Genomic DNA, 20,983 nt, shown 5'->3' on the forward strand with positions numbered 1-20,983 from the left:
GGGCCGCGGTGCTCAGTCCTGGGGTGTGGCCGCGGCCGCCTTCCGCGGGCCCAGGTGGTCGTCCGGGTCCTGGAGCCGGTCCTGCTGGGCGGCCAGCATGCGGCGGACCACCGGTTCCGGCATGCGGATCACCACCGGCCGGGGCAGGGTCAGCTCCCGCACGGCGGTACCGGTACGGCCGGGGCGCACACGGTTGCTCACCCTGGCCACCACCCGCACGTCCAGCGTGAACTGCACCAGGACCGACGCGGACTTGGGCTTGTGCAGCGGCATCGAACCCGACGCGTTCACCGCCGAGTCGGCCGCGCCCCCGCTGCCACCGGCGTTGCCCATCAGCTGGTTGAGGCGGAACTCGTCGGCGTTGAGCAGTCCGGCGCCCACCAGCCCGCGGGCCGATCTGCCGTGGTCGGCGGAGCTCAGGCCGTCCGTCTGGGTGGGCCGGGGCGCGTCCAGGTGGCTCTGCCCCACCGTCTCGAAGGTCATCTTGTCGCCGACCCCCAGTACCCGCCCGTCCCGCAGCCGCGCGTGCAGGGACGCCCGCAGGTCCTGGCCCGCCGCTCCGGTGGCGTGCACCGGCGGCAGCTCGGCCCCGGCGGAGGTCAGCAGCGGCAGCGCCGCGATCAGCCACTCGGTGGAGACGGCCTCGTTCAGGGTGTACGCGGCGGCCTGGCCCTTGGACCGGAAGCGGTCGCCGCCGCCCGCCTCCCGGACCGCGGAGGCGACCAGCTCCCGGATCTGCGGGGCGCCCTGGAAGCCGTTCACCTGCGCCTCCATCGGCAGCCGCACACCTCCGGAGCGCCAGTTGCCGAGCGCGGCCGGGCGGTCGCCCCGCGGGCCGGGGGCGGGGGCGGGGGCCACCGGCTGGTGGCGCGGCGCGGTCAGCCGGCCCAGGGCGGCCAGGTCCTTCTCCAGGACGCGGTGGGTCAGCGCCTGGCGGCCCAGGGAGACCAGCGCCACCCGGCGGTCGCCCCGGTGCAGTTCCAGGGTCGCCTCGATCGGCACCCGCATCTTCGACGACTTCGCGGTCTTCGCCTCCGCGACCGTCTTCATGCCGAGCTGGCCGCGGTCCGCCGTGCCGGAACGCCGCGAGCCGCCCGAGCCGACACCGAGCCCCGCCGCACCGCCCATGCTCTTCAGCTGCCCGGCGCCGCCGTCCGGTTTCCCGGAGCCGGCGAAGATCCCCTCCACGCCGGTCGTCGCGCCCTCGTCGTGGGAGGCGGCCTGCTGGGCGACGGCCGCGGTGATGTACTCCAGGTCCCGGCCGTCGTCCGCCGCACCTTCGTAACCGCCGTCGCCCAGGCGGTTGACCTTGAACACCGCCCAGTAGGGGGTTCTGCGGCCGTCGAACAGCTCGACGGTGACCCCGCCGTCCATGGCGCCGGAGAGCAGTCCGGCGCTGCCGTCGCGGTCCAGGACGCGCAGCAGCCGTTGCACGTTGTCGTTGCGGTCGGCCAGCTGCCGCCGGGGCAGCAGGTCGTCGGCGAGGCTCTGCTGGCCGCTCTCCGCGAGGCGGGTACGCAGCCGGGCCAGCAGCGGCACGAAGTTCGGCAGGTTCTCGATCATGCCGAAGCCGAGGGGCAGCGCGCGGTCGAAGGACGGACCGGTGGCGCGCGGCGGCGCGGACGTGGTGGAGCTGGCCGTGTCCGTCGTTCCTGTGGCGCGGACCCCTTCCCGGGCCTCGCGTTCGGCGCCCGCGCGGGAGCTCTCCGCCGGTCGCCGTTCCTGCCGGGTGGACGGCGGCGTCGCCATCGGCGCCGGTTCGGCGTCGAGCTTGAGCTGCCTGCGGATCGAGGCCGGCAGCTGCGCCTCCGTCAGCCACACCGCCGCCTCGGCCGGCAGGGTGCGGGCGGCCGTCGCCACGTAGGGGCCGCCGCCGGTGACCTTGACCTCGGCGACCATGGTGACGAGCAGGTCGCACTGGACCAGATAGAGCGGCGCCTTCTTCGGGGTGTGGGCGTTGCGCTCGACCGTGCCGGACAGCGCCGCGGACCGGGCGTCGCCCTCGCTGGTGGTGCGGCTCCCGGACAGGCCCTGGCCCAGGCGCCACTCCGGGCCGTTCTCCGAGCCGGTGGCGCCGACCTGCCAGGTGCTGGTGGTGCCCTGCCCCTCCTGGCCGGCGGCCTGGTGGCCGCCGAGCACGAAGGTCTCCGTGCCGGGACCCGCGCCCCGGTGCAGGAACTTCGGGTTGGCCAGGGTGAGCCGGGTGCCCACGGCCCCGTTCAGCGCGGCGAGCCGCCGCGGATAGCGCAGGTTCTTCACCACCCACCCGGAGGACGCGGCCTGCCGCAGCGCCGCCGTGACGGCCTGCGGGCCGAACCGCTCCTCGATGGCCAGCCGTGGCGCGAGCCCCTCCGCCGCCAGCGCGGGATCCTCGCGGACGTTCTTGTTGCGGGCGGCGGCCCGGGACAGCAGCTGGAAGGCGAGGTCCCGGACGGCCTGTCCGTCGCCGACCGTCTCCACCAGCTGCCAGTCCCGCAGTGCCTGTCCGGTGGACGGCCGGGGCACGAGCGTGGCCAGGTCGCCGATGCCCTCGGCGGTGACGGCGTGATCGGGCCGAGGGGGCTGTGCCCGCCGCCGGTCGCGCACCGCGTCCTGCCGCCGCTTGCCCTCCTCGTCGAGGGTGAACTCGGTGGGGGTGACCAGCCGTACGTCCTGCTCGTCCAGACGCAGTCCGGCAAGCCGTTTCGGCTCGGGCGCGTCCTGGCCCGGGGAGCCGGGGGTGAGGGCGCGGCCGAGCTTGCGCTGCCGGGAGGTCATGGTGACGTCGACGTCGAGGCGCAGGGCCGCCCCGAAGGTGCCGGCCTTCTCGGAGCCGTTGGTGAGGACGTCCGTCCGGGTGGTGGGGCCGGCCTGGTTGCGGCGGGTGCCGGCGCGGTGCCTCTCGTAGCGGGCCGAGCCGGTCAGCATGCCGGGGACGATCCTGGCCTGCCCGAGCACGAGACCGCCGATCGAGCGGGAACTGCCGCGTCCGCTCTGCGCGTTGCCGGTGACACCGGAGTGGCTGCGCACCAGCCAGTTGTCGGTGTCGCCGAGGTAGCCGGTCTCGCGGAGCTGCCCTGTGACCCGGAGCTGCACGTCGTGCGCGTGCAGGGTGGTCTTGCGGCGCAGCCGGACCCGGATGCCGGTCGTGGTCAGCTGGTCCTTGTTGACCCGCAGGTTGGTCTCGGACAGGGCGGCCATCAGCTCGCGGTGGTTGCGCCGCTGGAGCGCGGCCTCCTCCTTGCCCGGCGCCGAAGCCACCGCATCCGTACCGAAGGAGGGCAGGTAGCCGGCCAGCCGGGGGTCGGTCGCGAACAGCTCCTGTACGGCCCGGACCATGGGGCCGGTGTCGAGTTGGCTGAGGGTGACGCTGGAGCCCATGGCGCCGAAGGGGAGGTGCCGCTCGACGTCGACCTCGTTGCCGTTCTCGTCGGTCCGCCTGGGCTTCTCGATGAACTCCCCGGCCTCGGTGCCGGGCGGCAGCGGCAGCCCGAGTGACCGCGCCTCGTCGGCCCGCAGGCTCATCCACACCCGCATCGGGTGCCGGGCGACCCGGGTGCCGGGGCGCAGGATCATCTCGGCCGAGCGCGGTCCCGTGCCCTCCGCGGTGAACTGGACGCTCGCCAGGTAGAGCACCTTGTCGCCGCGCACCTCCGCGCCCTGGCGGCTCGACACGGTCTGCTCGGCCACCGTGAACCGTGCCTTGCGGGCCGCCGCGACCGGCATGGCCGTGGCCCGTACGACGGCGGCGTTACCGGCCGCTCCGACGCCGATGGCCGGGCCCAGGCCGCCCGTGACGGCACGCCCCTTGCCCGCGCTCTCGGTGACCGAGTGCTGGGTCTGCTGGTGGGTGCGCAGCTGGGTCCCGCCGGTGCCCCAGCCGGGCGACATGCCGGTGATCTCGGCGCGCAGGCGGTAGCTGCCGACGCTGCTGCCGTCCTTGGACGCCAGGTCCTCGCCGGTGACGCCGTCGCGCAGCAGCCGGGGCAGGTCCTCCAGGACGGTCGCCGTGGAGGTCGCCTCGTAGAGCCGGGCGCGGCCGGGTGCGCCGGGTGCGGTGAGCGAGGGGTGCAGGACGGCGGCGACGGCGTCGAAGAGCCCGCCGCCGCCCTGGTGCGGGGCCGCGCTGTCGGTCACCGCGACCGGGGCCATGGAGTCGGCGAGCGAGACGAGCCGGGCGGTGTCCGCCCGGAGGGGCTGCGGAGCGGCGGGCGCCGCGGTGCCCGCCGGGACGAGGTGTTCGGTGGGCACGCGCTGGGTGAGGGTCCCCGAGCCGTGGAAGGTCTGCGCGGGCCGCGTCGCGTGCTGGGCGCCCTGCTTCTTGATCCGTACGCCGTACCGCACCTTGCGCGGTGCCTCGACCGAGCCCTTCTCGCTGCGCAGCACCCGCGGTTCGGCCACGTTGCGCTGGCTGCGGGACTCCCGCGAGGACTGCCAGGGCTGCGCGTTCGCCAGACCGGCGCCGCCCAGCCACAGCCCAGGTACGACGGGCGCCAGCCCGAAGGCCATGCCGCCCAGGCCCTTACTGGATCCGCCGCTCGCCGTGGTCGCGACGGTGGCGGCGGTGTTGTGCTGGACGTCGACCTTGGTGTCCTTGCCCTCGGCCTCGTCCACCGCGGCGAGCGGCGCCCCGTCCGGGTCGGGCAGGGTGTTCGCGAGCAGGTCCTTGGGATGGAAGACCGGCGGCCGGTCGTCGGGGGCACGGGAGACGGTGACGGTGACGTCGAACCACTCCTTGCCGGTCTTGCCCTGGACGGTGAAGGCGCGGCCCTGCCCGTAGAACGACTCGGGGCGTCCGGCGAGCTCGGCGCCGATGCCGGCGACCGTGCCGTCGCCGTGCCCGACCACGGCGGCCACCGCGTTCCGTACGAACTCGTGCCCGGTCAGCCCGTACGCCGTGGACAGCCCGGCGGCCTGGAAGTCCATCAGGTACGGCGGCAGCACGAGCCCCGGCTCGGTGCGCTCTTCCTCGATGGGGGCCACGGGCGCCACCGGCCGGCCGCGGACCGCCGACGGCCGGGAGACGCCTTTCCCCTTCGCGTCCCGCAGCGCCTTCGTGGTGGCCGCGTTCCCCGCGGCCCCCCGGAGGGCCAGCAGCGCGTGTTCCGTGGGCCCGATGGACGTGCTGGGCCCGGCAGGCGTGGTGGTGCCGACGGGCACGGTGGAGCCGATGGGCTTGGCGGTGACCGGTGCCCGGGAGCCCTCGGGAGAGGCGTCTTTTCCGCTGTCGCCTGCCTGTCGCTGCGTCCGCACGGAGTCAACGTAAAGGCGGCCGGGTCGGGCGGAACGCCTTCCGCCGACTCCGGCCCCACTTGTCACTCCCGCCTCGGTGGGCAGTCAACTTCCGTACATCCGGAGGTCGTTCAACCGCCTGGGAAGGGCGCGCGGGAGGCGTCCGGGAAGGCGTCCGGGAGTGGGCCCGGAAGGCGTCCGGAAGGCTACGACACCCTCGGGAAGCGGGCCTGGAGTGTCCAGATCGCCGGATTGTCGGCCAGGCCCTCGTGCATGTCGGTGAGGTCGGCGATCAGATCGTGCAGGAAGTCCCGTGCCTCCCGGCGCAGTTCGGCGTGGGAGAAGGTGAGTGGAGGCTCCTCGGCCGGCATCCAGTCCGCCTCGACGTCCACCCAGCCGAAGCGACGCTCGAAGAGCATGCGGTCGGTGGACTCGGTGAAGTCGAGTTCCGCGTGCTGCGGCCGGGCGGCCCGGGACCCCGCCGGGTCGCGGTCGATCCGCTCCACGATGTCGCACAGCGCCCACGCGAAGTCGAGCACCGGGACCCATCCCCAGGCTGTGGACAGCTCCCGGTCCGCCTTGGTGTCCGCGAGGTAGACGTCCCCGCAGAACAGGTCGTGGCGCAGCGCGTGGACGTCCACCCGCCGATAGTCGGTCTGGGGCGGGTCCGGGAACCGGTTGGAGAGGGCGTAGCCGATGTCGAGCACGTCGTCGATGGTGTCATGGCGTCCTACGATCACGTGCGTGCCCCGATCCATGCCCCGGTCCGTGCCCGTTCTCCCCTCCGTCCTGCTCTGCCTCGTGCTGGCCGCGTGCGACGGCGGGGTGCACGGCACCCCGGGCGGCGCGGGCGTCCACGACCCGTACTTCCCGAAGGCGGGCAACGGCGGCTACGACGTGAGCCACTACGCCCTGGACATCGGTTACGACCCCGCCACCCGCCGCCTCACCGGCACCGCCGTGATCACCGCCCGGGCCACGCGGGACCTGTCCGCGTTCGACCTCGACCTCCGGGGGCTGCACGTCGACCAGGTCACCGTCGAGGGCAGGGAGGCCCGCTGGAACCGGGCCGGCCAGGAGCTGACCGTGCGCCCGCACGACGACCTGGACAAGGGCGAGACCTTCGGCACGACCGTGCGCTACTCGGGCCGCCCGGAGACGATCACCGACCCCGACGGCTCGAAGGAGGGCTGGCTGCGTACCGCGGACGGCGCCCTCGGCCTCGGCGAGCCGGTCGGCGCCATGGCCTGGTTCCCCGGCAACAACCACCCCTCCGACAAGGCGTCGTACGACATCACGGTCACCGTCCCCGAGGGCCTCCAGGCCGTCTCCAACGGGGAGTTGAAGAGCGAGACGACGAAGAACGGCCGTACGACCTTCGTCTGGCACACCGCCGAGCCGATGGCGAGCTACGTCGCCACGGTCGCCGTCGGCCACTACACGGTGACCCGCTCCGCCCTCTCCGACGGCCTGCCGGTGTACACGGCCGTGGACCCGACGCAGGTGAAGGCGAGCCGGGCGGTGCTGGCGAAGCTCCCCGAGATCATCGAGTGGGAGGCGTACAACTTCGGCCCCTACCCCTTCTCCTCCACCGGCGCGATCGTGGACCGCCCGGCGGACTCCGGGTACGCCCTGGAGACCCAGAACCGGCCCGTCTTCCCCGGCGCCCCGGACACCGCGACCCTCGTCCACGAACTCGCCCACCAGTGGTACGGCGACTCCGTCACCCCGAGGACCTGGCGGGACATGTGGCTCAACGAGGGCTTCGCGACCTACGCCGAGTGGCTCTGGGACGAGGACCACGGCGGCCCGAGCGCCCAGCAGACCTTCGACAAGGTCTACGCGGGCTCCGGGGACAGCGGCTTGTGGGCGTTCCCGCCCGCCGAGCCGTCGAGCGCCGCGCACATCTCGGACCCGCCCGTGTACGACCGCGGCGCGATGGTCCTGCAGAAGATCCGCCAGGCCGTCGGCGACGACGCGTTCTACGACATCATCCAGGGCTGGGCCGCCACCCACCGCCACGGCAACGCGGACACCGCCGAGTTCACCGCGTACGTCGAGAAGAAGGCCCCCGGCAAGGACTTCTCCGCCATCTGGAAGACCTGGCTGTACGGCGACGGCAAGCCGTCCCGGCCGTAGGCCCGGTCACCCCTCCGTCCTGGTCAGCTCCTTGCGCAGCACCGCACACGGCCGCCCGAGCTGCCGGTCCGGGCGATGCCCGATCACCTCGTACCCGAGGGCCGTCCAGAAGGCGAGCCCCTTCGGGTTGTTCTCCAGCACGGCGAGCCGCAGCGCGTCCCGCCCCGCCGCCCGGAACCTCTCCTCGACGCCCTCCGCGATCCGCCGCCCGTACCCCCGCGCCCGCGCCCCCGCGTCGACCATCAGCAGTCCGATCCACGGATCCGGGTCGGCCGGATCAGGGTGCCGGGCCAGCGTGATCACCACCCCGACCAGCCGCCCCTCGGCACGCGCCAGCAGCACCTCCACGTCCGGGTTCGCCAACTCGTCGGCCAGCGCACCGGCCACCTGATTCGGCCGGATGTCGTCCGGATCCGGAAAGTCCCCGCTGAGCGCCTGGAACTCCCGATCGGAGGCGTACAGCGCGGTGAGCTCGGTGAGGAGCGGGCCCGGGATGTCGTGGTCGGGGGTGAGGGGGAGCGGGGCGAGGATCATGTCGGCAACCTATCCGGCGCTACCCGCCCGGAGGCGGGTAGCGCGGCAGGCCGTCCGTCGCGATGGTCCAGTCGCCGATGGTGACGTCCTCGCCGTAGACGAAGTCCTTGCGGGTCGCGTAGCGCGGCCCGTCGGGGGTGGGGTGGATGTCGGTGAGGACGGCGCCGGTGCCGGTGCGGGGGTCGAAGACCGCGTAGACGGGGATGCCGATCAGGGGATAGTCGCGCATCTTGGAGACCCAGTCGTTGTCCGGATTGGAGCGCGAGACGATTTCCACGGCGGCGACGAGCGAGCGGGGATCGAAGGAACCGTCTCCCTCCATCTCCGCATCGCTGATCACCATCACATCGGGGCGGCGCATGACCCCCTCGGGTTCGTCCTCGACGTCGGGTTCGCCCGTATGAGCCACCAGTGTCTCGGGCATCACCTTCTCCAGCCGCTGCCGGACGCGCAGCACGGTGAGTTCGTGCGGCTTCGAGGGCGACATCATGTCGAGGACGATCCCTTCCTTGGTGATCTCGAACTTGCCGGGAAGGGTGTCGTCCGTGGAGTGCACGAAGTCCCGCATCGTCCGGTAGAGGTGGGAGGCGCCCTGCCGCGCGTTGTCCGGTGCGATGGTCATGGCGCTCGCTCCTCGTCGTCTGTGCCCAGGGGCAAGGATCGTCGCCTTCATGCTAGGTCTCCTCCGGGAGGTCGGTTCGGCAGTCACGGCAGAGTCCAGGTGCCGGGGAGCGGAAGCCTCGGTCGCAGCTGTCGCAGTTGTGGATCCGGGTGGGCACGGCTGGTGGCGGAGCCGGTGCGCGGAAGGGTGGTGGCGCGGGCAGCCGGTCCGTCAGGCGGTGGGCCAGGAGGGCGGCGGGCCTGTGGAGCGGTTCGGCCGGCAGGTCTGCGGTCAGGGCGTGCCGTACGGCGCTGGGGGCGGCGTCGCGTTCCAGCCAGGCGGCGACTCCGGGGGCCAGGTGGGCCGCCTCGACGGCCGACAGCAGCAACCGTGAGTCGTGGCGGCGGAGGGATGCGAGCAGGTCCAGGGCATTTTGGAGGAGCGCGGGGGAGGGGCAGGCCGGGCGCGGCACGGGTGGCAGGGCCTTCTTGCGGGCGGGCTTCTGCGGTGTCCCGGGTCGTGCCACGGCTTCGGATCGGCGGGCGCGGTGGCCGGGCTGGTTGCAGGAGACCGTGCGGGTGATGATCCGGCCGTCGGCGATCCGCTCGCGTTCGCGCCGCAGATAGCCCTCGGCCTCCAGCTCGTTCAGCGCGGCGGCGATACGGTCCCTGCCCTCCGGGAAGCGGGCCGCCAGGCTCTTGATGTCCACCCGGGCGCCCTTGGGAAGCGACTGGATGTGCACGCCGAAGCCGATCGCGAGCGCCGACAGGGTGGGGTGCTGGGCCAGGTGGTTGCCGATCACCACGAAGTGGGAGGTGTGGCGGGAGTTGTCGTGCATGAGGCCGCCGGACCCCCGGTTCGGGTGCTTCTTGGCGGCAACACGGGGCTCGGCGCACGAGGGCGCGCTAGGGTTTTTCGTATCCATCGGGAAGGTCGTTCTTCCTAGGTGGTCAGGCCCTCGCACTGGGATTGCCCGTCCCGGCGAGGGCCGAAGTTTTTCTGCGGTTGTCGCGCTGAGCGTAGGGCACGCAACCCGCCTCAAATCCAGCCGAGTTGGGCATATTCACTCGCGGGAGTGACTCTGCGCGACGGGCGGGAGGGGTGGGGCTTGGCGGGAGTTCTTTCTCCCCGTCGTTCCTTAGGTGGTGACGTCCCTCGCCACCGACGCCCGCGTTTCCGGGCTACGGCGACACCCCGATCTCGGCCCACACCGTCTTGCGCGGCGACAGCCCCGGTGCCACGCCCCACTTGTCGGCGAGCGCCTCCACGAGGACGAGGCCCCGGCCCGACTCGGCGTCCGGTGAGGGGGGTTGGGTGTGCGGCGTGCGGTCACCCCGGGTGTCCGCGCATCCTTGAGCCGCGGTATGGCGCCATCCGGGCGCAGGCGCTCTCACCACGTGAGTCGTCGGCCTTCATCGAGCAACTGCTCGGAGAAACATGATCCGCAAGGCCTCCGCCGACTTGACGTGGAGCCCTGGCCCCCGGCTCGCCCTGACCCCCTCCGCCTGCGCGGCCTTCGTGTCGTACGCGTCCGCGCCCGTGAAGTGAGCGGAAGCGGGGAGCCCCCGGCCGCAACCACCCGGCCAGGGGCTCCCGTACAGCGCGGCGACCGTCAGACGTTGACGCCGAAGTCCTGGGCGATGCCGACCAGGCCGGAGGCGTAGCCCTGGCCCACCGCGCGGAACTTCCACTCCGCGCCGTTGCGGTACAGCTCGCCGAAGACCATCGCGGTCTCGGTGGCCGCGTCCTCGGAGAGGTCGTAGCGCGCGATCTCGGCGCCGCCGGCCTGGTTGACGATGCGGATGTAGGCGTTGCGGACCTGGCCGAAGTTCTGCGAACGGGTCTCCGCGTCGTAGATCGAGACCGGGAAGACGATCTTGTCGATGTCGGCCGGGAGGGCCGCCAGGTTGACGTTGATCGCCTCGTCGTCGCCGGCGCCCTCACCCGTGCGGTTGTCGCCCGTGTGGACGATCGTGTTGTCCGGGGTCTGCTTGTTGTTGAAGAAGACGAAGTGGGCGTCGGAGTAGACCTTGCCCTGCGTGTTGACCGCGATCGCCGAGGCGTCGAGGTCGAAGTCCGTGCCGGTGGTGGTGCGGACGTCCCAGCCGAGGCCCACGGTGACGGCGGTCAGGCCTGGAGCCTCCTTGGTGAGCGAGACGTTGCCACCCTTGGACAGGCTTACAGCCATGGTCGGGAGTCCTTTCCCTCGTTTGCGTACGGCCGTGCGGCGTACGGGCTTGAAGCTACAGCTACCCGTATGAACGCCACGAGGGGTACCGAAGGTTCCAGCTCGCTTTACTTTCTTTGCCAAACGGGTGAGGGGCGATATTCGCGTGACGTGTGCCGGTCAGGCGCGCGACCATGGGGGCATGTCCGGTCCGTATCTCATCCGCGGCTCCGTCTCGCTCCCCGAGGCCGAGCTCAACTGGCGTTTCTCGCGGTCGTCCGGGCCAGGCGGGCAGCACGTCAACACCAGTGACTCGCAGGTGGAGCTGCGCTTCGACCTCGCGAACACGGCGGCGCTGCCGCCGGTGTGGAAGGAGCGGGCGCTGGCACGGCTGGCCGGTCGGCTCGTCGACGGCGTGGTCGTCGTACGGGCGTCCGAGCACCGCTCCCAGTGGCGCAACCGCGAGACCGCGGCGGTGCGCCTCGCGACCCTCCTCGCCGAGGCCACCGCGCCCCCGCCCAAGCCCCGCACCCCGACCCGCATCCCACGCGGCATCAACGAACGCCGGCTGCGCGAGAAGAAGCAGCGCTCGGACACCAAGCGGGGCCGCTCGGGCCGCGACTGGTCCTGACGGCCGTCTCCGGATCTGCCAGATCTTCTCCGCGGTGAGATCACCGGCATTCCGAGATCACCGGGATTCTCGGTCGCGACCGGTCGGTCGTCGCCCGGCACGGGTCATGTCTTTCACGTTCGTTCGCGATCGCATCGCGTGTATCGCGTCCCGGAACGGCCTTTCGGTCCGCGCCCGCGGAAAGCGTGTCCGAGGAAAGAGTGCCCGCGGAATTGAAAAACAGACCGCGCGGTTTCATTCCAGCTGCCGGTACCGGCCCCGGAAATACATCAGCGGTCCGCCTTCCGCGCTCGGGAGGTCGGCGGTGAGGACGCGGCCGATCACCAGGGTGTGGTCGCCTGCCGTCACCCGCTGCTCGGTGCGGCACTCCAGGGTCGCGAGGGCGCCGCCGACCAGGGGCGCGCCCGAGGCCTCGCCGCGTACGTACGGAATGTCCTCGAAGAGCAGACGGTCGCTGATGCGGCCCTTCATCGCGAAGCGGCCGGCGATGTGGCGCTGGCTCTCGGTCAGCACGGAGACCGCCCACCGTGGCTGCTCGTCGAGCAGGTCGTCCATCCGGGAGCCCTCACGCAGGCTGACCAGCACCAATGGCGGATCCAGCGAGACCGACATGAACGCGGTGGCGGTCATGCCGACGTCCTCGCCCGTCGGCGCCAGCGGGTCGTCCGGGTCCAGCGACGGCTCCTGCGCGGTCACCAGGACCACGCCCGCGGCGAGCCGGGCCAAGGCCGCCTTGAACGCTTCGTTGCTCACCCCCACAGCATGCCCGGTGGCTTCTGTGGCGGTGGGGGAGGGAGTCTTCAGCACGCCGGAAACGCTAGTGTCGGCCCCTGTGCGTCCGCATCGGCCATCGGCCCGAGCCGGGTCCTAGGACCAAGGGCGGGGTGGTGAAAGCTCGTAACGTGCATCATGTGCACACACCTACAAAGGCTGTGTTCAGTAAACGCACAGGGAAAACGCAGAAACTCCACGCAATTGCTCATGTTCTACTGTGACTTGAGTCACAAGGGGCATTAATTGTTGACCCTGTGTACCGAGTGAGCAGCGCACTGTGATTCAGTGGCTGGGAAAAGTAGCGCCGAAGCAGACCCTTGATTCGCTGCGAGGTCTCGGGGGGAGGGCGAACATGGAGACCGAGTCGGAACCCTACGTCCGTCTTGCGTCCCTGCGACAACTGCACCAGGTCATGGCCGACATGAACACGGCCCGCAGTCTGGCGGACACCCTGCAGACCGTCGCCGACGGCGTGATCACCGCCCTCGGGTTCGAGATGGCGTGCGTCAACCTCGTACGCCCCGACGGCGATCTCGTGGTCGCGGCCCTGTCCGGCAACTCCGCCGCCGAGGCCCTGATCACCGGCCGGGTCGGCTCCCGTGACTCCTGGGACCGGCGGTTGAACATGGGCGAGAAGTGGGGCGACCTCGTCTTCATACCGCACACCGAGGGCTGGGTCCTCGACGACGACGACGTCCCGCAGTGGTACACCGACGGCCCCGCGCCCCGCTTCGAGGACGAGTGGCACCCCTCGGACCGCCTCTTCGCCCCCATGTACACACCCGGCATATCGGGCAGCTCGTGCGGCGAACTGCTCGGCGTGATCTCCGTGGACCGCCCGCGCAACGGCCGGCATCCCGGCGCCTGGGGCCGCGAGGCCCTGCAGATGTACGCCTTCCAGGCCGCGATAGCCATCAGCAACGCGCGTCTACGTGCGAACATGCAGCGGGCCCTGGTCCGCCTGGAGCGCGAGCAGCAGGCCCTGCGCGCCAGCGAGGAGTCCTTCCGGCAGGCCTTCGAGTACGCCCCCTCCGGCATGGCGATAGCCGAGATGGGCGGCGACCAGCACGGCCGAATACTGCGCACCAACGACGCCCTGTGCCGCCTGCTGGGCCGCCCCGCCTCCGCGATGCGCCGCTACTCCTTCTCCGACCTGGTCCACCCCGAGGACATCGGCACCCTGCTGCGCACGTCGGCGGAGGGCGGCCGCGCGGAACTCCGCCTCGGCCGCCGCGACGGCACCTACGTCTGGGTCTCGCTCCGTAACTCCGTGGTCGCCGACGCGGCCGACGGCCCCCGCTTCCTCCTCACCCACGTCGAGGACATAGAGGAGCGCAAGCGCCGCGAGCTGCAGCTCGCCCACCGCGCCTCCCACGACTCCCTGACCGGCCTGCCGAACTCCGCCGAGCTGCGCTCGCGGCTCGCCTCCCGGCTCTGCCGGCGCGCCGACAGCGACGGCCTGGAGTCCCTGGACGCGGCCTACGGCCACCCCGCCTACGACGCCAACGGCCACGGCTTCGACTTCGCCGCGTCGACCCAGTCGTACGACGGCTTCGACCACCATGTGCACACTGTCGCCCCCGAGGACGGCCGTGACGACGGCGCCAAGGGGCTCGCGGTGCTCTTCTGCGACCTCGACGGCTTCAAGTCGATCAACGACCGGTTCGGGCACAACGCGGGCGACGCGGTCCTCATCGAGGTCGCCCGGCGGCTCAGCCGGGGGGTGCGCGACGGGGACACGGTGGCCCGCCTCGGCGGCGACGAGTTCGTGATCCTCGCCGACGGGCTCGGCAAGGCCGACGCCCAGGACCTGGCCGTACGCCTGCGCAACGAGATCATCCAGCCGATCCGCGCCGAGGGCCGGGCGGTCCGGGTGGGCGCCAGCTTCGGCATCGGGTGGGCGCACTGCGGCATGTCGGCGGACGAAGTCCTGAAATCCGCCGACGAGCGGATGTACGTAGAGAAACGATCTCGTCCCAAACAGCATCGCCGTGCCGGATGATCCCCAGGTCATAGCATTGATGCGGTCCGAGTCACCCGTTTGGGTCAGTCAGACCGGGTAGGCTCGACTCTCAATACCTGTACCGCATCCGCCCGCACCTGTTGAGGAGTACCAAGGGATGACGCCCGGCGACAACGGCGCGAGCACGCCCGAGGACGACGACCCGTTCGGCTACCTGTACGCCGACGGCCAGGCCAGAGGAGCCCAGCCGCCGTCCGGCTCCGGTGGTTACGGCTACCCGAACGCGGTCAGCAGGGTGCGCTCGGTCGGCGAACGCAGCTACGGCGGGCAGCAGGCCCCGCAGTACGGCGGCAACCAGACCATCCCGCAGCAGCAGCCCGGCTATGGCCAGCCGCCGAGCGCGGCCTACCAGGCCCCGGAGACCTTCCCGGGCGGCGCGCCGACCACCCGCCAGCAGACGCCGCCGCCGGGCCGCGGCCGGGGCCCCAACACCAAGGGCCTCCTCATCGGCGCCATCGCGGTGGTGGCGGCGGTCGTCATAGGCATCAGCGTCGCGATGATGAACGGCAACGGCGACGACGACAAGGCGAGCGGCGACGCCTCCACGTCCCCGTCCCAGTCCCAGAGCGCCTCCCCGAGCCCATCGAGCACCAGCTCGGTGTCGGCGTCGGGTGAACTGCCGAAGACTGATGCGAAGGCGCTGCGGCTGGAGGGCGGGACCACCACGGCGTCCGAGTTCAAGGGTGCCAAGGCCGACGGCGGCATCTATGTGACAGGCTTCAACCAGGTCGGGGCGAAGGTCACCTGGACCGTCGACGGCATCCAGAAGGCCGGCACCTACCGGCTGTATGTGCGCTACGGCGTCCCCGGCGCGGACGCCAACGCCACTCTGCTGGTCAACGGCGAGGCCAATTCCCAGCCGCTGAACATGAAGAACTTCGGCAACACTCCCGCAGGCAACTGGGAGAAGGGCTGGAAGACCACATGGGCCAACGTCACCCTGAACCAGGGCACCAACACGATCGCGGTTGCCTGCAACGACGGCAACCAGTGCAACGCCGTCCTGGACCAGGTCTACCTGACTAAGTAACGGCCGAGCCCCGAAACGCGTGAAGGGTTCCTGCCGCCCGGAGGGAGGCAGGAACCCTTGCAGGCGGTATTACGCCACTGTGATCCCGCCCGTCACCGTGACCTGGCCCAGCAACTCCTCGTAGGTCGGGCCGTCGAACTCGCCGGCCACCGGTGACGCCACGGTCGCCGCCGACAAGGCGAGGGCGCGGGTCAGGCGGGCCGGCCAGGAAAGGTGTTCCACCAGGCCGGAGAGCAGGCCGGCGACTGCCGAGTCGCCTGCGCCGGTCGGGTTGCCGTGAAGCGGTGTCGGAGGCGTGGCGCGCCAGCGGCCCTCCGGGGTGAGGGCCAGGAGGCCCTGCGGGCCCAGGGAGGCGACCACCGTGCGGGCGCCGCGTCGGCGGGTGTCCTGGGTGGCGCGCAACGGGTCGTGGGAGCCGGTGAGTTCGGCCAGTTCCACGGCGTTCGGCTTGACCAGGTCCGGGCGGGCGGCCACCCCGCGCCGCAGTGGCTCCCCGCTGGTGTCGAGGAGGACGGGGACACCGGCGGAACGGGCCGCTTTTATCAGTCCCGCGTACGCCCCGACCGGTACTCCCGGCGGGAGGCTGCCGCACAATGCCACCGCCGAGGTGCCGGGGAGCAACTCCTCGTAGTGGTCGAGGAAGGCGCCCCACTCGGCTGGTGCTATCTGCGGGCCCGGCTCGTTCAACTGGGTCGTGTCACCTGTCAGTTCGTCCACGACGGCGATCGTGCGGCGGGTCGGCCCGGCGACCGGGAGCAGCGCGTCCCGCACGCCCGCGGTGTCCGCGAGCCGCTCCCGTACCGCGCGCCCCGTCGCGCCGCCCGCGAAACCGGTCACCGTCGTCTCGTGCCCGAGCGCGGCGAGCACCCGGGCCACGTTCACCCCCTTGCCGCCCGGCCGTTCGGTCACGTCGGAGACGCGGTGCGAGGCGTGCGGGCGCAGTGCGCCGACCCGGTAGGTGATGTCGAGAGCGGTGTTCAGCGTGACCGTGAGGATCACCGGGCGACCTCCGTCGTGCATGCCCGTGCCGTCCGTCGGGGGTCTCGATCATGCCAAAGAGACGGCGACCGGCCTAGAGTTCAGGTCCGTCCAGGGAGGTCGCCTCGGGCTTGGTGTGGAGGATCTCGCGGGCCTGCTCCGCCGCGCGGGCGATGCTCTCGCTGACGAAGTCGAGGAAACGGGCGATGTTCTCCAGGCGGGTGGCGGCCGGGGTGCCGGGGACGAGGACGCCGACGCCCTGCCGGGCGATCTCGACGATCTTGGCGGTGGACCGGGCGCTGGCCATCATCGACTGGTACCAGATGTCGTCGTCGACGACATAGCGCTCGCGGCGGCCCTCGCCCTGTTCCCGGCGGGCGAGTCCCTGGCTCTCCAGGAACGCGATCGCCTTGGAGACGGACGCCGGGCTGACCTTCAGGCGCTCGACGAGTTCGGCCGCGGTGAGGCTGCCGGTGTCGGTGAGGGTGAGGGAGGCCATGACGCGGGCGGGCATCGTCGTCATGCCCGAAGCCATCATGACGGTGGTCAGGGTCTCCTCGTACTCCCGCACGGCCTCGGGGTCGCGTCCGTGGGCCGGCGCCGGAGCCCCGGCGACTTTGGGCGCGGGCTGCCTGCTCCGGTGGGCGCGGTGTTCGGTGGCGCGGTGGGCCAGGTCGGCGCGGTAGGCGGTGGGCCCGCCGTTGCGCATGACCTCGCGGGTGACCGTCGAGGTCGGACGGTCGAGGCGGCGGGCGATCTCGGCGTAGGCGAGGCCGTCGGCCAGTCCCAGCGCGATCTGCTGGCGTTCCTGCTGGGTGAGCCTGCCTCCCGGCATCGGCGGTCTCCTTCGTGCCTCGGCGGTCCTGCCGGTCCCAGCATAGCGTTCACTTCCAATTCATTGCAACGATCGGACCGTCGTCGTTGCGTTCATCTCTAAAGTCAATGCAACACTTTCTAGGCTGTGAGCTGCATAAACGACTGTGCAGCGCAACGAGTGTGTTGCCGAATTCGTGAACGCAACGTAGCTTTTCCTTCATCGGAAACAGCGAGTCACAGGAGAAGACGATGCAGAAGTTCGACACCACCGCCCCGGTCTCCGTCGTCCTGGAGATCCCCGCCGGACGCGTCCAGCTCATCGCCGCGGACCGCGCCGACACCACCGTCGAGGTGCTGCCCGCCAACCCCGCCAAGAGCCGGGACGTCGAGGCCGCCAAGCAGGCCACCGTCGTCTACGCCGACGGCGTCCTGCGGATCACGGCCGCGGCCTCCGGCAACCAGCTCTTCGGGCCGTCCGGATCCGTGGAGGTCACCGTCCAGCTGCCCGCCGGCTCCCGCGTCGAGGCCCGCACCAGCGGTGCCGAGCTGCGCGGTGTCGGACGCCTCGGTGACGTCGTGTTCGAAGGCGCGTACCGCCAGATCAAGATCGACGAGGCCGCGGGCGTCCGCCTCACCGCGCTCGACGGCGACGTCGAGATCGGCCGGCTGGGCGGCCCCGCGGAGATCAGCACCACCAGGGGCGACATCCGGATCACGGAGGCCGTGCGCGGCACGGTCGTGCTCCGCACCCAGGACGGCGACATCTCGGTCGGCGCCGCCGCCGGCGTCTCGGCCGCCCTGGACGCCGGAACCGGCTACGGCCGGGTCAGCAATGCCCTCAAGAACGACGGCACCGCCGAACTCGACATCCGCGCCACCACCACCCGCGGCGACATCACCGCCCGCAGCCTCTGAGGAAGCAGCACCAGGACCACCCCGGCAGGGCCCCGCCGCCGATCCACGTGCGGGGCCCGCGGGAGCCGTACCCGACACGCTCACACGATCAGGGAGCAGACATGGCGAAGAACAGCACTTCCGCGGCCGGTTCGCAGTGGACCGGCATGGTGCCGGTCGACGACACCGCCCTGGCCGTCACCGACAGCGGCGGCGGCGGAATCCCGGTGGTCTACCTCAACGGCCAGTTCGCCACGCAGGGCTACTGGCGGCGGACCGTCGCCGAACTGGGCCCGGAGTGGCGGCACATCACCTACGACGAACGGGCCCGCGGCAGGAAGTCGGGGCGCTCGGCGGACTACTCCTTCGAGGCCGCCGTCCGGGACGTCGACGCGGTTCTCGCGGCCAGAGGAGTGGAGCGGGCGCTGGTGGTGGGATGGTCCTACGGGGCGGTCGTCGGGGCGCACTGGGCGGCCCGGAACCCGGAGCGTGCCCTGGGCGCGGTCCTGGTCGACGGCGCCGCACCGCACGACTGGCTGGACGAGGCCATGGAGCAGCGGATCCGGAAGCTGTTCCGGCGGATGGGCTGGTTCATGCCGCTGCTGCGCCCGACGGGCCTGACCCCGCGGATGAACCCCGCACAGATGGCGGACTCCAACATCGAACTCGGCAGGCTCTCCCGCGCACGCGAGCTGGGACCGGTACTGGACGCCATCACCGTCCCGGTGCGGTACGTGCTCGCCTCCGGGACGTCCCTCGGCAGCAAGGGTGACGAGCAGGAGGAGATCCGCGCCAGTCTCGACCAGGTGTTTGAGCGAAAGCCGAACGTCCGGCTCAGCGCGAAGGTCGCCAGCAATCACGGCGCGATCCTGAAGAAGGACTTCCGGGCCGTCGCCGACGCGGTACGCGAGGTCGCCGCCCTCGACCCCGGCCGGCGCTGAGCACGACCAGTGGTCCGGCCCGGCCCCGCCACCGCATCCAGGTGGCGGGGCCCGCCTTTTCAGTGCAACTCGGGTTCGACCACCCACGCGCCCTGTCGCATCACGCCCTTCAGCGTGAAGTCGGCGTCCAGGACGAGCAGGTCGGCGTCCTTGCCGGGCTCCAGGGAGCCGACGCGGTCGTAACGGCCCAGCAGCCGCGCCGGGTTGACGGACAGGGCGGCGACGGCGTGCTCGACGGGGAGCTTGTCGATGGTCACCGCCCGCCGCAGCGCGCGGTCCAGCGTCAGCGTGGAGCCGGCGATGGAACCGCCGTCCACCAGCCGGGCGACCCCGTCGGCGACCTCGACCTCCAGCGGGCCCAGCAGATAGCGGCCGTCACCGCTGCCCGCCGCGTCCATGGCGTCCGTGATGAACGCGACCCGGTCCGGGCCGGCGTGGTGGAAGGCCAACTGCAGGGCGGCCGGGTGGAGATGGGTGCCGTCGTTGATCAGCTCGACGGTCACCCGCTCGTCCTCCAGGAGGGCGGCGATCGGACCGGGGGCGCGGTGGCCGATCTGCGGCATCGCGTTGAAGAGGTGGGTGGCGACCGTGGCGCCCGCGTCGATCGCCTCCAGCGTCTGCTCGTACGACGCGTCGGTGTGGCCGACGGCGGCGATCACGCCGTGCTCGGTGAGCAGCCGTACGGACTCGATGCCGCCGGGGAGTTCGGTGGCGAGCGTGACCATGCTGGCGTGGCCGCGCGCCGCGTCGACCAGCTTGCGGACCTCCGCCGGGTCCGGGTCGCGCAGCAGCGCCTCGGAGTGCGCGCCCTTGCGGCACGGGGAGATGAACGGGCCCTCGAAGTGGATGCCGGCGATCTCCCCCTGCTCGGCCAGCTCCGAGAGCAGGCCGGCCTGGCGGGCGAGGACGTCCATGTCGTCGGTGACGGTGGAGACGACGAGGGTGGTGGTGCCGTGCACGCGGTGCGTGTGGACGCCGGTGAGGACCTCCTCCGCGGTGCCGGAGCTGAAGGAGGCGCCGCCGCCGCCGTGGTTGTGGATGTCCACGAAGCCGGGCAGGAGCCAGTGGCCGGTGACGTCGATGAACTGGGCGTTTTCCGGGGCGGTGGCGGCGATTTTCGTGCCGTCGACGACCACTTGGCCCTTGTCGACGACTCCGGTCGGGAGGACTACCCGGGCGCCGTCGAGGACCAGGCCGTGCGTCCCGGGCTGCGGGTGCGTGGGGGCTGGTCGCGCAGTTCCCCGCGCCCCTTGCGGGGCGCTGTAGTGCGGCTCGTTGGCGGCCATCAGGGGGTTACCTCCGGAGTTGTCGTCGCTAGTAGGTCCTGGGCGAGCAGGCCCGCCCCCAAACAACCGGCCGTGTCTCCCAGGGCCGCCGGGACGATCGTCGGCAGCTTCTGGAAGGTCACTCGGCTCTGTACGGCCTCCCTCAGGGGGTGGAAGAGCACATCGCCCGCCTCCGCCAGGCCGCCGCCGATGATCAGGACGCGCGGGTCCAGCAGGGTGAGGGCGGTGACCAGGCCGTCGGCCAGGGCGGCCAGCGCCTCTCCCCACACCCGGACGGCGTTCGGGTCGCCGGACGTGACGGACGTCGCGCAGCCCGCCGCGTCCGCGTCCGGATCACCGGTGGCCTTCGCCCACGCCTCGCTCACCGCGGCCGCCGACGCGTACCGCTCCAGACAGCCGCGCTGCCCGCACGGACACGACACGCCCTGCGGTCGTACGACGATGTGGCCGATCTCGCCCGCGAAGCCGTGCGCGCCCGACTCCACCCGGCCGTCCAGGCCGAAGCCGCCCGCGATACCGGTGCCGAGAGCCACGAAGAAGAAGCGGTCCGCGCCCTTGCCCGCACCGAGCCGGCCCTCGGCCAGGCCGCCGGTGCGCACGTCGTGGCCGAGGGCGACCGGGATGCCGAGGCGGTCGGCGAGCAGGGCGCGCAGGGGTACGTCGCGCCAGCCGAGGTTGGCCGAGAAGACGGCGACGCCGTTCGGCTCGTCGACTATGCCGGGTACGGCGAGGCCGGCCGCGGCCGCACCCTCGCCGAAGTGCTTCTCGCCGTACGCGTACAGGTCGGCGGCGAAGTCGAGGATGGCGGCGACGACGGACTCGGGACCCCGGTCGCGGCCGGTCGCCCGGCGGTCCTGGTGGAGCAGCTCGCCGTCCGGCCCGACCAGCGCGGCCTTCATTCCGGTGCCGCCCACGTCCAGGGCGATGACATGTCTCACGGGAACAGTGTGGCCCTCCG

The 20,983-nt window shown here is 72.0% G+C and carries 17 protein-coding genes and 1 pseudogene; 7 read left to right on the top strand and 11 right to left on the bottom strand.

Annotation, left to right across the window (positions count from 1 at the left end; translation table 11 throughout):
* Positions 1-12: 12 nt before the first annotated feature.
* Positions 13-5,232, bottom strand: coding sequence for a hypothetical protein (locus tag ACZ4N4_RS34100; protein WP_467596082.1), 5,220 nt, complete (start codon positions 5,230-5,232; stop codon positions 13-15).
* Between the two features lie 185 nt (positions 5,233-5,417).
* Entirely contained in the window at positions 5,418-5,918 is a 501-nt protein-coding gene (locus ACZ4N4_RS34105; protein WP_365799989.1) for a hypothetical protein, read from the bottom strand.
* A gap of 49 nt (positions 5,919-5,967) precedes the next feature.
* On the opposite strand from ACZ4N4_RS34105, the gene ACZ4N4_RS34110 reads away from it, so the two are divergent.
* Positions 5,968-7,350, top strand: a complete 1,383-nt coding sequence (locus ACZ4N4_RS34110) for a M1 family metallopeptidase (RefSeq protein WP_467596480.1) — start codon at positions 5,968-5,970, stop codon at positions 7,348-7,350.
* A 6-nt stretch (positions 7,351-7,356) separates the two neighbouring features.
* On the opposite strand, the gene ACZ4N4_RS34115 is transcribed toward ACZ4N4_RS34110, so the two are convergent.
* Genes ACZ4N4_RS34115 through ACZ4N4_RS34125 form a run of 3 tightly spaced genes read right to left on the bottom strand, consistent with a single transcriptional unit; the run spans position 7,357 to position 9,410 of the window.
* Positions 7,357-7,884 carry a GNAT family N-acetyltransferase gene (locus tag ACZ4N4_RS34115; protein ID WP_467596084.1) on the bottom strand — a complete coding sequence of 176 codons (528 nt, stop codon included), beginning with the start codon at positions 7,882-7,884 and terminating at the stop codon, positions 7,357-7,359.
* A 19-nt stretch (positions 7,885-7,903) separates the two neighbouring features.
* Positions 7,904-8,506: a Uma2 family endonuclease gene (locus ACZ4N4_RS34120; RefSeq protein ID WP_467596087.1), complete on the bottom strand. Its 603-nt coding sequence runs from the start codon at positions 8,504-8,506 to the stop codon at positions 7,904-7,906.
* Between the two features lie 52 nt (positions 8,507-8,558).
* Positions 8,559-9,410: a helix-turn-helix domain-containing protein gene (locus tag ACZ4N4_RS34125; RefSeq protein WP_467596090.1), complete on the bottom strand. Its 852-nt coding sequence runs from the start codon at positions 9,408-9,410 to the stop codon at positions 8,559-8,561.
* 420 nt (positions 9,411-9,830) lie between these two features.
* On the opposite strand from ACZ4N4_RS34125, the pseudogene ACZ4N4_RS34130 reads away from it, so the two are divergent.
* Positions 9,831-9,926, top strand: a pseudogene (locus ACZ4N4_RS34130) (transcriptional regulator); the annotation flags it as partial.
* Positions 9,927-10,097: 171 nt separating this feature from the next.
* Here ACZ4N4_RS34130 and ACZ4N4_RS34135 read toward each other — a convergent pair.
* Positions 10,098-10,673, bottom strand: coding sequence for a TerD family protein (locus ACZ4N4_RS34135; RefSeq protein ID WP_351484356.1), 576 nt, complete (start codon positions 10,671-10,673; stop codon positions 10,098-10,100).
* Between the two features lie 181 nt (positions 10,674-10,854).
* Between ACZ4N4_RS34135 and arfB the strand changes: the two genes are divergently transcribed.
* Positions 10,855-11,283: an alternative ribosome rescue aminoacyl-tRNA hydrolase ArfB gene (arfB, locus tag ACZ4N4_RS34140; protein ID WP_453572507.1), complete on the top strand. Its 429-nt coding sequence runs from the start codon at positions 10,855-10,857 to the stop codon at positions 11,281-11,283.
* A 234-nt stretch (positions 11,284-11,517) separates the two neighbouring features.
* Here arfB and ACZ4N4_RS34145 read toward each other — a convergent pair whose 3' ends face one another.
* Positions 11,518-12,090: a flavin reductase family protein gene (locus ACZ4N4_RS34145; protein WP_453572510.1), complete on the bottom strand. Its 573-nt coding sequence runs from the start codon at positions 12,088-12,090 to the stop codon at positions 11,518-11,520.
* 319 nt (positions 12,091-12,409) lie between these two features.
* On the opposite strand from ACZ4N4_RS34145, the gene cdgB reads away from it, so the two are divergent.
* Both cdgB and ACZ4N4_RS34155 read left to right on the top strand, forming a co-directional pair.
* Positions 12,410-14,059, top strand: coding sequence for a diguanylate cyclase CdgB (gene cdgB / locus ACZ4N4_RS34150; protein WP_453572513.1), 1,650 nt, complete (start codon positions 12,410-12,412; stop codon positions 14,057-14,059).
* 118 nt (positions 14,060-14,177) lie between these two features.
* On the top strand, positions 14,178-15,110 hold the full coding sequence (locus tag ACZ4N4_RS34155) for a CBM35 domain-containing protein (protein WP_467596093.1): 933 nt from the start codon (positions 14,178-14,180) through the stop codon (positions 15,108-15,110).
* 69 nt (positions 15,111-15,179) lie between these two features.
* Here ACZ4N4_RS34155 and ACZ4N4_RS34160 read toward each other — a convergent pair whose 3' ends face one another.
* Both ACZ4N4_RS34160 and ACZ4N4_RS34165 read right to left on the bottom strand, forming a co-directional pair.
* Complete coding sequence (locus ACZ4N4_RS34160; RefSeq protein WP_467596482.1) at positions 15,180-16,109, bottom strand: 1-phosphofructokinase family hexose kinase; 930 nt, start codon at positions 16,107-16,109, stop codon at positions 15,180-15,182.
* Positions 16,110-16,182: 73 nt separating this feature from the next.
* Positions 16,183-16,923 carry a GbsR/MarR family transcriptional regulator gene (locus ACZ4N4_RS34165; protein ID WP_467596096.1) on the bottom strand — a complete coding sequence of 247 codons (741 nt, stop codon included), beginning with the start codon at positions 16,921-16,923 and terminating at the stop codon, positions 16,183-16,185.
* A 230-nt stretch (positions 16,924-17,153) separates the two neighbouring features.
* Between ACZ4N4_RS34165 and ACZ4N4_RS34170 the strand changes: the two genes are divergently transcribed.
* Positions 17,154-17,819: a DUF4097 family beta strand repeat-containing protein gene (locus tag ACZ4N4_RS34170; protein WP_453572521.1), complete on the top strand. Its 666-nt coding sequence runs from the start codon at positions 17,154-17,156 to the stop codon at positions 17,817-17,819.
* A 101-nt stretch (positions 17,820-17,920) separates the two neighbouring features.
* Positions 17,921-18,739, top strand: coding sequence for an alpha/beta fold hydrolase (locus tag ACZ4N4_RS34175; protein ID WP_467596099.1), 819 nt, complete (start codon positions 17,921-17,923; stop codon positions 18,737-18,739).
* Positions 18,740-18,798: 59 nt separating this feature from the next.
* Here the strand turns inward: ACZ4N4_RS34175 and nagA are convergent, their stop codons facing one another.
* Complete coding sequence (gene nagA, locus ACZ4N4_RS34180) at positions 18,799-20,025, bottom strand: N-acetylglucosamine-6-phosphate deacetylase (RefSeq protein ID WP_467596102.1); 1,227 nt, start codon at positions 20,023-20,025, stop codon at positions 18,799-18,801.
* Positions 20,025-20,963 carry an ROK family protein gene (locus ACZ4N4_RS34185; protein WP_467596105.1) on the bottom strand — a complete coding sequence of 313 codons (939 nt, stop codon included), beginning with the start codon at positions 20,961-20,963 and terminating at the stop codon, positions 20,025-20,027. The genes nagA and ACZ4N4_RS34185 overlap by 1 nt, the downstream gene beginning before the upstream one ends.
* Positions 20,964-20,983: the final 20 nt, after the last annotated feature.

It is taken from the genome of Streptomyces sp. NPDC026538 (assembly GCF_055567535.1).